The sequence below is a fragment of the Pseudomonas sp. P4_C4 genome (assembly GCF_056402055.1).
Genome location: NZ_JBFUID010000071.1, coordinates 1 through 13,760, shown reverse-complemented (window position 1 = coordinate 13,760; position 13,760 = coordinate 1). Strand labels below are relative to the sequence as shown.

The window sequence follows — 13,760 nt, the reverse complement described above, 5'->3', positions numbered from 1 at the left end:
CAATGTTGCGTACCCACACCCGTCACACCCTCGGCAGGCTTGGCCTCATCCTGGCCGCCGCAGGGCTCGCTACTGTAGCGAGCCTTGCTCAAGCCCAGGAAACACAACCGGCCCCGGCGATGAAAAGCTGGCAGCAGGGCCTGCACCGCACCGACCTGGTACGCGAAGACCTGGGCACCGCCGATCGCGAAGTCCTCCAGGTGCTCGTGGACTTCGATCCGGGCGTGACATCGCCCAAACATGCTCACCCCGGTGTCGAGGTGGCGCACGTGATCAGCGGCACCTTTGAATATCAACTGGAAGGGCGGGCACCGGTGACGCTCAAGGCCGGTGACTCGTTGTACATCCCTGAAGGCGTTGCGCATGTGGCGAAGAACGTGGGCCAGGACAAGGCCTCGGAACTGGCGACCTACATCGTGAAGAAAGGCGAAGCGTTGCTGATCCTGAAGGAGTAGGCGAGGGCCACCGGGTCATTGCCGGCTGCAAACCTCCCACACACAACCGCGCAACCAGCGATGCGCCGGGTCGGCGTCCATGCGCGGGTGCCACAGCATTGAAACCGTGATGGGGGGCGTGGGGAACGGCAAGGCAAAGCAGTGCATCCCCTGGCACAGGTTGCCGACGTGCCGCTCCGGTACGCTGGCCACCAGTTCTGAAGCCCGCGCCAATGCAATCGCAGAGGAGAAACCGGCGACGATGGTGATGATGTCCCGCTTCAGTCCCAGCTCATTCAAGGCGTCATCCATGACGCCTTTTTCGTGGCCCCGGCGCGAGACCAGAATGTGCCGGGCGCTTGCATAACGAACAGGTGTCATCTCACCTTGAGCCAGTGGATGACCCTCGCGCACGACGCCAATGAACCGATCGCGAAACAGCATCCGGGTCCGCACTTCCGGGCTGGTTGATTCGCCGATCACACCGGTTTCCAGATCCACCGAGCCTTCGCGCAGCAGGGTGCTGTCCTTGTTCAGCTTCTGCACGAAATTCAAGCGGACGCCGGGCGCTTCTTCGTTGATGCGGGCGATCAGTTGCGGTCCGAAATTTTCCACGAAGCCGTCGCTGGTGCGCAGGGCGAAGGTACGGGTCAGTTGATTCAGGTCGAGTGCCTCGGCAGGGCGCAGGACGGCTTCGGCGTCCTGCACGAGCACGCCGACGCGTTCACGCAACTCCAGCGCCCGAGGCGTGGGAACCAGTCCGCGCCCGGCCCGCACCAGCAGCGGATCGCCCGTGGTTTCGCGCAATCGCGCCAGCGCCCGGCTCATGGCTGACGGGCTCAGGTGCAAACGCTGCGCGGCGCGGGCCACGCTGCCTTCCTCCAGCAACACGTTCAGGGTGATCAACAGATTCAGGTCGGGCATCGAATCAATTCCTGTAGGAGCGAGCTTGCTCGCGAAGGTGGCACATTAAAAATGATGTTGTCTGACACACCCTCTTCGCGAGCAGGCTCGCTCCTACAGGTTTTTTAACATGTGGCGTCTTGTGCACGTATATAGTGCAAATACTGCGTCTTCCGCCATGTTATGGCCGGGCTTAGGCTCTGGACAACCTATTTGCGGAGTCGCGAGAAAATGAAGTCCATATCGATTCGGGGAGCCTTGGCCAGCCTGTCGTTATCCATGCTGCTGTCGTCCCTGGGCACCAGCATTGCCATCGTTGGATTGCCGACCCTGGCCGAGGCGTTCTCAGCCTCCTTTCAGCAAGTGCAATGGGTGGTGCTCGCTTACCTGCTGGCGATCACGGCGCTGATCGTCAGTGTCGGAAGACTTGGCGACATCATTGGCCGCCGACGTTTGTTGTTGATCGGGATTTGCGTGTTTACCGTCGCTTCGATCCTGTGCGCGCTGGCCCCTCATCTCTGGTTATTGATTGCCGCTCGGGCGCTGCAGGGCGTCGGTGCGGCCATCATGATGGCGCTGACCATGGCGCTAGTGGGCGGGGCCGTTCCCAAGGAAAAAATGGGCAGTGCGATGGGCGTGCTCGGCACGATGTCAGCGATTGGCACCTCACTCGGCCCGACCCTTGGAGGTTTTTTGATTGCCAATCCGGGGTGGCAGGCAATTTTTCTGATCAATGTGCCGTTGGGTGTTTTGGCGATTGGGCTCGCGCTCTACTTTTTGCCCAACGATCGCAGTGAGAAGAGGGCGGATCGAGCGGGCTTCGATGTGCTCGGCACGCTGGTGCTGGTTCTGACACTGCTGGCTTATGCACTGGCGATGACCATTGGGCGTGGCACCCTGGGGCCGCTGAACATGACGCTGTTGCTGGTGACAGTTCTTGGGCTGTGCGTGTTTGTATTCGTCGAGCACACAGCCGAGTCGCCTCTGGTTCGATTGACGATGTTCCGTAACTGGCAGATGAGCGCAGGATTCGTCATGAGCATGCTGGTGACCACCGTGGTCATGGCGACCATGGTGGTAGGGCCGTTTTACCTCACTGGCGCACTGACGTTGAATGCAGCGAGCGTTGGGTTGGCAATGTCGACGGGGCCGCTGGTGGTCGCACTGGCAGGCGTACCGGCGGGCCGATGGGTCGATCGTCTGGGCACGTATCGAGCCAGCACGATTGGATTGATCGCCATGTTGACCGGCGCTTGCATCCTGCCGGCCTTGCCGATGGCGTTCGGTGTGCCCGGCTACATCGTGCCGCTGGCTGTCATTACCGCCGGTTATGCGCTGTTCCAGGCGGCCAACAATACCGCCGTCATGCTGGAAATTGAGGCGCAGCAGCGTGGTGTGGTGTCCGGTTTGCTCGGGTTGTCGCGCAATCTCGGGTTGATCACGGGCGCCTCGGTCATGGGGGCAGTGTTCGCCTTCGGCACGGCCAGCCAGGATATTTTGCAGGCGCAACCTGAGGCCATCGCACAGGGGATGCGGCTGAYGTTCGCCGTCGCCGCCGGGTTGATCGTCATTGCGCTGGTGATTGGCGCGGTCAGCAAAATCGCTTCACGTCGCTTGATTGCGCAGTGCTGAAAAACGGCGCGGCTGTCGTGAAAACGACCTGTTTGCGCTGAACGCGAAGCCTTGCGAGTTTTCTGTTGAACGAGTGTTCAGTCTCGACTATGTTGGGGGCCACCTTCCCCCGGCTGGTTGCGGGCTTGCGTTTCTTCAATTCGAACGAGGCACTGGCATGCGGTTTTCACCCTTTGTAGAGCGGATCAGTGGCCAAGGCGTTGCCGCCTGGGATATTCACTACGCGGCCAGCGCGGCACAGCGCAATGGCGAGGACGTGATCATCCTCAGCGTCGGCGACCCGGATTTCCCCACCCCCGATTTCATCACCGACGCTGCCATCCACGCCTTGCGTGAAGGGGATACCCACTACACCGAGATCGCCGGCCGCCAGGCCTTGCGCGAGGCCATTGCCGGCCGCTACAGCCAACTGATCGACCGCGAACTGCAGGCGTCCAACGTCATTCTCACGGCAGGTGCGCAGAACGCCTTGTTCGCCACCTCGATGTGCCTGCTCGGTGCTGGCGACGAAGTGATTGCCTTCGATCCGATGTACGTCACCTACGAAGCCACGCTCAAGGCGTCCGGCGCCACGCTGGTGCGGGTACCCTGTGCCGCGGACTCGGGTTTCCGCCTTGATGCCGCCGTCTTGGCCAAGACCATTACCCCGCGCACCCGGGCGATCTTCTTCTCCAACCCGAACAACCCCACTGGCGTGGTGCTGGGCCGCGAAGAGCTGCAAGCCATCGCCGACCTCGCCATCGCCCGTGACCTGTGGGTGGTGGTGGACGAGGTCTATGAGAGCCTCGCCTACGAGCGCGAACACCTGAGCCTGGCGGCGTTGCCGGGCATGGCCGAGCGTTGCGTGGTGATCGGCAGCCTGTCGAAATCCCATGCCATGACCGGTTGGCGCATCGGCTGGGTCGTGGCCCATGAAGCCCTGGTCAACCATGTCGAAACCCTGGTGCTGAGCATGCTGTATGGCTTGCCCGGGTTTGTCATGGAAGCGGCGCTCAAGGCCGTGCAGTCCCATGACGAAGTCACCCACGGCATGCGCGAGATCTATCGTCGGCGCCGCGACCTGGTGGTGTCCGGCCTGGCGAATTGCCCGGGCATCAGCGTGCTCAACCCCGATGCCGGCATGTTCGTGCTGGTGGACGTGCGTGGCACCGGCCTGACCTCGCTGGAATTCGCCTGGCGCCTGCTGCGCGAAGCCGGTGTCTCGGTGCTGGATGCGGCGGCATTCGGCGAGCCGGCCCAGGGTTTTGTGCGGCTTTCATTTACCCTGAGTGAAGAGCGCCTGGCCCAGGCCTGTCAGCGCATTCGCGGCTTTGTTCAAGTGCTCAATGGCGAAGCGCCGAGGTTGGTGATCGGCACGGTGACCAGTACTGCGACCGTCGAACGGGCCGCGGTCAAGACCATGATCGAAGTCGATCGCCTGCACAAACGCTTCGGCAATATCGAAGTGCTCAAGGGCGTTTCCCTGACCGCCCGCGAGGGCGACGTGATCTCCCTGATCGGTGCCAGCGGCTCGGGAAAAAGCACCTTGCTGCGCTGCATCAACATGCTCGAAGTGCCGGACCAGGGCCGCATCCTGGTCGATGGCGAAAGCATTCACCTTAACCAGAATCGCCCCGGCGCACCGCTGGTGTCGGACGCCAAACAGCTTGTGCGCATAAGGTCGAGCCTGGGCATGGTGTTCCAGAACTTCAACCTCTGGCCCCATCGCACGGTGCTGGAAAACCTCATCGAAGCGCCGACCCAGGTCCTGCGTGAAAGCCGTGCGGAGGCCACAGAGCGGGCCGAAGCCCTGCTCGAACGCGTCGGCCTTGCGGCCAAGCGCAACGAGTACCCGGCGTTTCTCTCCGGGGGACAGCAACAACGGGTGGCCATCGCCCGGGCCCTGGCCATGCGGCCCAAGGTCATGCTGTTCGATGAACCCACCTCGGCACTCGACCCGGAACTGGTCGGGGAAGTGCTGCGGGTGATCCGCTCCCTCGCCGAAGAAGGCCGGACCATGATCCTGGTGACTCATGAAATGGCCTTCGCACGCGATGTCTCTTCCAAAGTCGCTTTTTTGCATCAAGGGCTGATCGAGGAAACCGGTTCGCCGGACGAAGTGTTCGTACACCCACGCAGCGAGCGTTGCCGACAATTCGTCAACGCTCATCAGACTCGCTAACTCATCATAAAAAGACGGGAAAACAACATGGGAAATCGACGTTTTGCAAACTGGTTGACCGGTGCGGCCTGCGTATTGCTGGCCGGCATGAGTACGGCCCAAGCGCAGCCGATCAGGTTCGCGGTGGCAGCGGAACCCTATCCGCCGTACACCGAAAAGCAGGCCAATGGTGAGTGGAAAGGCTTCGAAGTCGACCTGATCCACAAGCTGTGCAGCGAAATGAAAGCCGATTGCGAGATCAAGGAAGTGGCGTGGGACGGCATCATTCCGTCGCTGCTGGCGAAGAAGATCGACGTGATCTTTTCCTCGATGTCGGTGACCGAAGAACGCGAAAAACAGATCGCCTTCAGCAAGGCCTACTACGATTCGGCGATTGCCGTCGTCGGCCCGAAAGAGGCGTCGGTGAAGAAGTACCCGGATGACCTCAAGGGCAAGATCATCGGCGTGCAGAACTCGACCGTGAGCGCCAGTTATCTGAAGACCTACTACGAAAAAATTGCCGACGTTAAGTACTACGACACCCAGGACTCGGCCAACGCCGACCTGATTGCCGGGCGCATCGACCTGATGATGGCCGACGGCACCGCCATGGCCGCGTTCATCAAGACCCCGGACGCCAAGGACCTGGCCTACCTCGGCACCGTGCCTTACGACCCGATCTTCGGCAAAGGCGTGGGAGCCGGCCTGCGCAAGGACGACGCCGAACTCAAGGCCAGACTCGACAAGGCCATCCAGGAATTGCTGGCGAGCAAGGACTATGACGAGCTGTCCCAGAGCTACTTCGGCACCAGCGTGAAGCCGGCGTTCTGACTGAATGGGCGAAGCGCAAGTCCTGAGGAAAAGCAGATCCCTGTGGGAGCGAGCTTGCTCGCGATAGCGGTGGTTCAGTCACCATTGATATTGACTGGCATGGCCTCATCGCGAGCAAGCTCGCTCCCACAGGATCCGGCGGTGTGTTCACGACCGCATACTGGAGACTGAAATGCCGACAATGTTCGATCTGATCAATTTCACCGAGCAGGGATGGGGCAGTGCGCTGTTGAAGGGGCTCTGGATGACCCTGCAGATTTCCGCCGGGGCCTTTGTGCTCGGGCTGGCCATCGGGCTGGTGGTGGCGTGCCTCAAGCTGGGCGCGCCGAAGGCGATTGCAGCGCTGATGCGCGGCTACACCACGTTGTTCCGGGCGGTGCCGGAATTGCTGCTGATTCTGTTGCTGTACTACGTCGGCTCCATGCTCCTCAATTCGCTGATGACCCGGCTCGGCTACGACGTGGTGAATGTCAGCGGTCCGCTGGCGGCCATCGTGGTGCTGGGGCTGGTGCAGGGCGCGTACGCCTCGGAGATTTTCCGCGCGGCGATCCAGGCGATTCCCTTCGGCCAGATCGAAGCGGCCAAGGCATTCGGCCTGAACGGTTTCGGCCTGTTCCGCCGGGTCACGCTGCCGATCATGGCGCCTTACGCCATGGCCGGGATGGCCAACCTGTGGATCAACCTGATCAAGGACAGTGCGCTGATCAGCGTGGTTGGCACCAACGAGCTGCTGTACACCGCCAAGCAAGGCGCGGGATCGACGCGCCACTATCTGTTGTTCTACCTCACGGCTGCCGCGTTGTATTACGCGGTGACGTTGGCGTCGAACTATGTGTCGGGTCGGCTTGAGCGACGTATTCGTCGCTGGATGCCTCTTGTTGACTGAACCGGCAGAGAGAATGAAATGATTCCAGCGTGGATAGTTGAATACGCGGCACTGTTGGGCCGTGGGCTGCAAACCACCCTCGCGATTCTGTTGATCGCCAGTGTGTTCGGATTTGTCCTGGCGGTGTTGGTGGCGCTGGCGCGGATTTCGAAAAACAAGGTGATCGCCAAGGTCAGCCTGTTCTACACCAGCGTGACCCGCGGTACGCCGTTGCTGATCCAGATCTACATTTTCTACTACGGCCTGGGCAGCCTGTTTGCCCAGTTCCCGCTGATTCGCGGCAGTTTCCTCTGGCCCTACCTGCGCGACGGTTACTGGTACATCGTGTTCGCCCTGGTGGTGTCGGTCGGCGCTTATGTCGGCGAAGTGATCCGCGGTGGCCTGCTGGCGGTGCCCAAGGGTGAAATGGAAGCGGCCTCGGCCTTCGGCATGACCGCGCGCCAGTCCTTGCTGCGGGTACGCTTGCCCCGGGCCATGCGCCTGTTGCTGCCGACCCTGGCCGGGGAAACCGTGATGCTGCTCAAGTCCACGGCGCTGGCGTCGACCATCGCCGTGATCGATCTGCTCGGCGCCGCCAACGTGGTCCGCGCGCAAACCCTGCAGGTGTACGAACCCTTGTTGCTGGTGGCCGGGGTGTATGTCTGCCTGACGTTCCTGATCGAAGCGCTGTTTGCCTTTGCCGAGCGGCGCGGGACGCCGGTACGCAGGTCGGCCTGATGAGTTCGACAAGGGTAGACCGCCGTCAGCGGCACCCTGGCGATGATCTTCGGCCGGCATCCGTCACAGGGCGTCGTCGGTGCTGAATGCCCCGTGACGCAGCCCTTTTATCCAGCAGCGGCAGATATGCAGTCCGTTGGCGGCGCTGAAGGTCTCGGGGTTCAGGCACCACTCGAGCCAGAGACCGTCGAGCATCGCCGATAGGCCGATGGCGGCCAGGCGGGTGTCGTGAATCACGAAGCCTTCGCTGGCGGCCAGCCCGTCGAGCAACTGGCGGATCAGATCGAGGTAGGCGCGGTAGCTTTTTTCGTGGGACTGGCTGACGTGTTCGGAGTGACGGATCAGGCTCCAGAACACCACCCACACACCGAGCAGTTTCGGGTCCATGACCCTGGGCGAGAATGAGCCTTCCAGGAAGGCATCGACCTTTTGCGCGGGTGTCTGGGCCTGTTCGATTTCCTGGAGCAGGGCCGTGGTCAGTTCACTGGCGAGCCGCTGGTAGGTGTCGGCGATCAGTGCCTCGATGCTGCCGAAGTGATGGTTGAGCAACCCCACGGACACCCCGGCTTCGGTAGCGATGCGTCGCACGGAGATCCCGGCGTGACCGTCGCGGCTCAGGCAGCGCAGGGTGGCGGCTACCAGCATTTCGCGACGGTCATCGGGTTCGGCGCGGCGGTTTTTCGGGGCATCGGTCGTCACAAGGCTGTCCTTGGGTGAGGTTCCACGCTGCCGAGCTTAGTTGAACGTCTGTTCAATCACCAGCCTCGACAGCAGCGATACAGCGTTTTTCAACGGTCATGACAGGAGGGAAAGCCAATGCCGCAGGATATTTCGTTCAGTGTCAGCAACAACAACGGCGATGCTGTGCGGGTCGGTGCCTGGCGCTATGCCGGCGACGGCAGCGGGCCAAACGTGCACCTGCAAGCCGGCGTACATGCCGATGAAATCGCCGGGATGCTGGTCCTGCACCTGCTGATGCAACGACTGCAAACCGCCGAAACCCAGGGCCGGCTCAAAGGCAACATCACCGTGGTGCCGCAGGCCAATCCGCTGGGCATCGGGCAGTTTCGCCAGGGACGGATCCTCGGTCGTTACCATGACGCCACCGGGCATAACTTCAATCGTTCGTTCGACCAGTCGGCGGCCATGGAACGACCTTCGACCTGCGTTCAGCAATGGCAAAAGAAACTGGTGCAACTGGCCGCCCCGGCCGATGTGATACTCGATCTGCACACCGATGACGAGGCGCTACCGTACCTGTACGTGCACCGCAGTTTCTGGCCCCGTGGCCGCGAACTGGCGGCGGCGATGAAGATGGACGTGGCGATCATCTGGGATGACGGCGACGATGGCTCCTTCGAGGAAACCATCATTGCCCCGTGGCTGCGCGAAGGCGTCACCGAGCACCGCATGGCTGCGACCCTGGAGCTGCGCGGGCAGGGCGATGTCAGCGATCATTTCGCCGAGTCGGATGCCGAAGGGCTGTACGACTGGCTGTGCAGTTGCGGCGTCATCGATGAGTCAGTGGCGCCTGCAGACTGGCCCGTCGAAGCCGTGGAAATGGGCCACATGGAAACTATCCTCGCGCCGCAACCCGGCGTGCTGATCTTCGAAAAAGAGCTGGGGGATTTTGTCGAAGAAGGCCAGCGTTTTGCACGAATCCTTGGACGGCCGGGCGACCCGTCTTCCGAAGTGGTGCTGCACGCCGAGCAAGCGGGGCGCCTGGTGACGCGGTATCGCGATCGCCTGATACCCCAGGGTATGGGGGTGGCGAAATTCACCGGCAGCCGGGTGTCGCGTAACTGGAGTGGCGGGTTGCTGGACCCCAATTGATACGAAGGTGATTCAGCGCAGCGGCCGAAACGCCGTGCGCAGCTCCTCGACAAACAGCTCCGGCTGTTCCCACGCGGCGAAATGGCCGCCCTTGGCAGCCTGATGGAAGTAGATCAGGTTGCGATAGGCGCGTCGGGCCCAGCTCTCCGGCGGGAAATAGACATCATCAGGGAATACCGTGACGGCCACCGGCAGTGTGATGTCGCCGGTCTTCTGTGCCGCAGAAAAAAGCGGGCTGCGCCCTTTGTTTTCCCAATACAGCCGACTTGCCGAGGCGCCGCTGTTGGTCAACCAGTACAACGTGATGTCGTCCAGTACTTCATCCTTGCCTGGCGATTGCTGTGGGTCGGCGCCATACGACCACTTGGAAAATCCCGGGTGACCGAGCATGAACGCTGCGAGGAACGCCGGAGAATCCGTTACGCCGTAACCAATCAGCTGCGGCCGCGCGGCCATCATCGCGCTGTAGGCCAGGTTTCCCTGTTTAATCGATGCGGCCAGCGCGTCGTAGGTCGCACGCTCCTGCTCGGAATACCCCACAGGCGCGGGACCGCCGGCAGCAAGTGCTGCGGTCGCTTCCGGCGGGACCGTCGCCGGCAGGTTGAGGTGAATGCCCAGTAACCCGGGCACGGACTGGCGCGCCATGGCGCTCGTGATGGGGCCACCCCAGTCGCCACCCTGGGCAACGTAGCGGGAGTACCCCAAACGCTGCATCAATTGCCCCCAGATCCGGGCCACATGGTCCGGGTCCCATCCGGGCTCAGTCGGTTTGCCGGAGAAGCCGTAGCCGGGGATCGACGGAATCACCACGTCGAATGCATCCGCGCTATTGCCCCCGTGAGCAGCCGGATCGGTGAGYGGGCCGACCACCTTGATGAACTCCAGTACCGAGCCTGGCCAACCGTGGGTCAGGATCATCGGTAAAGCATTCGGCCGGGGCGAGCGCACCCAGATGAAATGGATAGCGACCCCATCGAGGGTGGTCGTGTACTGGGGCAAGGCATTGAGCTGCGCCTGGGCCTTGTGCCAGTCATAGTTCGTGCCCCAGTAGCGAACCAGCTCCTGCAGTTTCGCCAGCTGTGCACCTTGTGATCGATCGCCCACCGTCTCCTTGTCCGGCCAGCGCGTTGCCGCGATGCGGTTACGCAGGTCAGTGAGCTGTTGATCCTGGATATCGACGTGGAAGGGCACAACGGCGTTGGCGGCGGGAGCTGCGCTGACGAGGGGCGAGTGGCAGAGAGCGAGGGTCATCAGCAGAACGACGAAAGCAGATTTCATCTTCATATCCTCGCTGAGAGGTACGCGCTCGTCTGTGCCCGGAGCGCAGGGGCGAAGGCCGATGCTGCTCCTGAGACTGATCTCGTTCGACGGGGCACGCAAGAAGGTTTCGCGGACGATGGCACCGGGGCGACCATCGGCGAAACTCATCGAGCAGCATCGGGTGATGTGGGTGTAAGCGTGGCGGGGAGACCACCCCGAATCCCTGTGGGAGCGAGCTTGCTCGCGATGGCGATCGCCCAGCCAACATCAAACATACAAAAGTGTGGCGAGGGAGCTTGCTCCCGCTGGGCCGCGTAGCGGACCCAGCTAGCAGGGCCTGCTGCGCAGTCCAACGGGAGCAAGCTCCCTCGCCACAGGTAACCGTTTTTATTCGCGCGGGTCGATTTGATCCAGCACCCGATTCGCCGTGATCTCCGCCAACATCACGCTATTGGAAATCCCCAGCAGGGCATTACGCGATCCACCATCCAGGTGATCCACCAACTGATGCACCATCACATCGACCGAGGCCAGCGTCTCGACCAGATACACCATCAGCGTTTCGGTATCGACCTCGGGGTCTACGGTAAACAACGATCCTGGCGTGCGCGGTGTGGCTTTGATGTCTGCGGTAGATGGGAAGTGGAATGCGGGGGCACGTTCGGCGGCCTCGTTGAGCTTGTTTGAATCGGGTTCGTATGGGGATGTCGGATCGGTGTCCGGCGGGTTGGGGGTGACTTTGAACATGGCTGTCTCCGCTTCATGGTTGAAGCTGCCACGTTCGTTTCCAGACGAAGGGGTGGCAGCTGTACGCAGGCTGGAAACCCGGGGAAACGGCAACCCGGTTGACCCGAAGGTCCCCCGCGCACAGCCGCCATAACGGAGTGCACACTTAAAAGCGCGCAAGCATAGGTTATGAAGGGCGCACTTGCGCCATTTTCATTTCGGGGTTTCCAGACCCGGCCGCTGAAAAGACAGCGACACGCGAACGATAGAACCCGCGCCCTAAACGCACAAGCCGGCGGATTCTGGCGTAACCGTAGGCAACGACGCAAGGTCTTGTAGCCCATCGGAAATAACCTACAACCTTTTTAAACAAGCACTCCTGGGCGATGTCGGGCGGTTGCCCCCTTCGTACACAAGCAGTCTGATCAACTGAATACCGGCTTTCGTGTATCGCTGTGTATCAGGGCGCGGCATCCGCATACAGCCATACAAAACCAGCGCTTTACGGATACAGCCGGGATACACCACCGGGGCCAAATAGACCTGCCAAAGCGAGATGCACAACGCACCTCGCAACCAGGTTTATCAACCCTTGTGGTACGACCAATAACGGTCCAACCGCGCAAATGATCCGGAGTATCAACATGTCTCGTATCCAGTCGAACAAAACCCGCATTGGCCTGATCGCTGTTGCACTGGTCGGCGGTATCAACTTCGCTTCCACCGCGTTGTCCGCCGAAGCCTTGCCTCAGGGCTATCAACTGGCCTCCGCGGAAAAGACCAGCGAAGGCAAGTGTGGCGAAGGCAAGTGCGGTGCCAGTGAAGCCAGCGCGCAAAAGACACAGGCCGAAGGTAAATGCGGAGAGGGCAAGTGCGGCGATGCTTCTTTTGCAAGAACCGACGCAGATCATGACGGCCGCGTGTCGCTCAAGGAGCTTCTGGCAGTGGCACCCAAGGGCGCTGAGGAATTCAAGGCGATAGACGCCAACGGCGACGGTTTCCTGTCCGAGGGTGAGGTGTACAAGTACCGCACCAACCAGTTCACCTCCAACGGCAAGAAAGTACCGACCGAGCTCTACACCAAGTTGAGCCAGGCTAAAGACTGATCGGCTGCTACGAAAAAACCCTTCCTGCGTTGACGCGCAGGAAGGGTTTTTGGCGTGGGCAGTACTGGTTTGGTCGTCAGGCGCGAAATTGCACTGACTTGACCACCGGTTGCATCGGATTTAACCAGCAGGCTTTGTAACCATGACCGGCAAAGAACAGCCATAAGCAGCCAGTCGGAAATGTCCACGAAACCATGTGCGATTCACTCTGGGGCACACAGTCATTCAGCTTCCCTCCGCCCTCGGTTCCCGACTGGGAGCGCGGCGCCTGCAAAGTTGCCATTATCATTTGTCGTCCATCTTTGTTGACGATTGTGGCCGGCGCTCAGTGCTCTCTTCGGCGTTGGGCGCTTCTGGAAAACTCCCTGGCGTGAACACATGGGTCTGCAAGTCGCTGGCATCGACTTCGGCGACACCATGAACCGAACGGGCCAGACCAATGGCCTGCTCACACTGTCTATGAGTGTTGACGCGGCCGCTTAACCCCACTATGCCCGCATGGGTTTTGACATTGATATGCAGGCTAAGGGTCGGATCGGAAAATGCCAGGGCCGACTTCACCTTGGCGGTAATCCATGCATCGTGAACGGCCATCTCCAGACCATGAGAGTAATGCTGGAAGGAGTGAATTTTCATGGCTGAACCCTCTCTCGCGTAATCAGACGTACTGTCCATCCCATTTGCTGTGCAGCCCTCTGCCTGTCAGGTGAAAGCTATGGATACCTGAGTCGTTTAGGAGCGCTCGCCACGCAAACATTGACAGAAATTAATTATAGTACGGCCGTTGCCTGCGGTCAGAGCGCTGTCCCCGTGAACGTCCGCCTTGGTCGCTCTGTGCCAGGCGCAACACCTACAGAGCACTCAACAGTCCTTATTGCGATCAGCCCTGATCAACCCATAGCTGCCGATCTCGACCGACAGAATCGGCCAGGAACGGACGTTTATAGATAGGAGCACTTAACCCAGTGCCAGCTGAGATGCTTGTTCGCAACCAGGCTGGGTTCGCTGATGGGTTACGCTGCCGTTGGTCGGCGCCTTGCGCAGCAGTGCGATAGAAAACTATAGGAATAAACTCTCGTGCCGATATCAGTGAGGCAGGGCCTGCACGCGCCTGACCTTGAACCTGAGCGATCGAGCACATTGATGAGTGACAAATCTTTGGAAGAAAAAGCGGCAGTGATGGTCGACCCACATGAAACGATGGCCAGTATCGGACAGATCACTGCCGGGCGCGATGCCCTGCAACAGCGCCTGGACAAGGCTGATCGCGCGGTTCAGGCGCGCGGTTCAGG

Annotated in this window: 13 protein-coding genes; 8 read left to right on the top strand and 5 right to left on the bottom strand. The window is 60.9% G+C overall.

Annotated features, from left to right (window positions below):
• Positions 1-2: 2 nt before the first annotated feature.
• On the top strand, positions 3-455 hold the full coding sequence (locus tag AC1DXW_RS26920) for a cupin domain-containing protein (protein ID WP_477760684.1): 453 nt from the start codon (positions 3-5) through the stop codon (positions 453-455).
• Between the two features lie 15 nt (positions 456-470).
• On the opposite strand, the gene AC1DXW_RS26915 is transcribed toward AC1DXW_RS26920, so the two are convergent.
• On the bottom strand, positions 471-1,358 hold the full coding sequence (locus AC1DXW_RS26915) for a LysR family transcriptional regulator (protein WP_477760683.1): 888 nt from the start codon (positions 1,356-1,358) through the stop codon (positions 471-473).
• Positions 1,359-1,568: 210 nt separating this feature from the next.
• Between AC1DXW_RS26915 and AC1DXW_RS26910 the strand changes: the two genes are divergently transcribed.
• From AC1DXW_RS26910 to AC1DXW_RS26890, 5 genes are all read left to right on the top strand, one after another.
• The gene (locus tag AC1DXW_RS26910) at positions 1,569-2,969 is read left to right on the top strand and encodes an MFS transporter (RefSeq protein WP_477760682.1); all 1,401 of its coding nucleotides are present in this window, start codon (positions 1,569-1,571) and stop codon (positions 2,967-2,969) included.
• Positions 2,970-3,126: 157 nt separating this feature from the next.
• Complete coding sequence (locus AC1DXW_RS26905; RefSeq protein ID WP_477760681.1) at positions 3,127-5,130, top strand: aminotransferase class I/II-fold pyridoxal phosphate-dependent enzyme; 2,004 nt, start codon at positions 3,127-3,129, stop codon at positions 5,128-5,130.
• A gap of 27 nt (positions 5,131-5,157) precedes the next feature.
• Entirely contained in the window at positions 5,158-5,940 is a 783-nt protein-coding gene (locus AC1DXW_RS26900; protein ID WP_477755694.1) for a transporter substrate-binding domain-containing protein, read from the top strand.
• A gap of 172 nt (positions 5,941-6,112) precedes the next feature.
• Positions 6,113-6,826, top strand: coding sequence for an ABC transporter permease (locus tag AC1DXW_RS26895; protein ID WP_477755695.1), 714 nt, complete (start codon positions 6,113-6,115; stop codon positions 6,824-6,826).
• A gap of 18 nt (positions 6,827-6,844) precedes the next feature.
• Positions 6,845-7,543, top strand: a complete 699-nt coding sequence (locus AC1DXW_RS26890; protein ID WP_223533165.1) for an ABC transporter permease — start codon at positions 6,845-6,847, stop codon at positions 7,541-7,543.
• A gap of 63 nt (positions 7,544-7,606) precedes the next feature.
• Here AC1DXW_RS26890 and AC1DXW_RS26885 read toward each other — a convergent pair whose 3' ends face one another.
• The gene (locus AC1DXW_RS26885; RefSeq protein ID WP_477755696.1) at positions 7,607-8,242 is read right to left on the bottom strand and encodes a TetR/AcrR family transcriptional regulator; all 636 of its coding nucleotides are present in this window, start codon (positions 8,240-8,242) and stop codon (positions 7,607-7,609) included.
• Between the two features lie 117 nt (positions 8,243-8,359).
• On the opposite strand from AC1DXW_RS26885, the gene AC1DXW_RS26880 reads away from it, so the two are divergent.
• Positions 8,360-9,376, top strand: coding sequence for a M14 family zinc carboxypeptidase (locus tag AC1DXW_RS26880; protein WP_477760680.1), 1,017 nt, complete (start codon positions 8,360-8,362; stop codon positions 9,374-9,376).
• A 12-nt stretch (positions 9,377-9,388) separates the two neighbouring features.
• Here AC1DXW_RS26880 and AC1DXW_RS26875 read toward each other — a convergent pair whose 3' ends face one another.
• Complete coding sequence (locus tag AC1DXW_RS26875; RefSeq protein ID WP_477755698.1) at positions 9,389-10,654, bottom strand: epoxide hydrolase family protein; 1,266 nt, start codon at positions 10,652-10,654, stop codon at positions 9,389-9,391.
• 369 nt (positions 10,655-11,023) lie between these two features.
• Entirely contained in the window at positions 11,024-11,383 is a 360-nt protein-coding gene (locus AC1DXW_RS26870) for a DUF6124 family protein (RefSeq protein WP_477760679.1), read from the bottom strand.
• Positions 11,384-12,006: 623 nt separating this feature from the next.
• Here AC1DXW_RS26870 and AC1DXW_RS26865 point away from each other — a divergent pair.
• Positions 12,007-12,468 carry an HvfA family oxazolone/thioamide-modified RiPP metallophore gene (locus AC1DXW_RS26865; protein WP_477760678.1) on the top strand — a complete coding sequence of 154 codons (462 nt, stop codon included), beginning with the start codon at positions 12,007-12,009 and terminating at the stop codon, positions 12,466-12,468.
• 285 nt (positions 12,469-12,753) lie between these two features.
• On the opposite strand, the gene AC1DXW_RS26860 is transcribed toward AC1DXW_RS26865, so the two are convergent.
• Positions 12,754-13,104 (bottom strand): BON domain-containing protein, encoded by a 351-nt coding sequence (locus tag AC1DXW_RS26860; protein WP_150812540.1) that lies wholly within the window; start codon positions 13,102-13,104, stop codon positions 12,754-12,756.
• Positions 13,105-13,760: the final 656 nt, after the last annotated feature.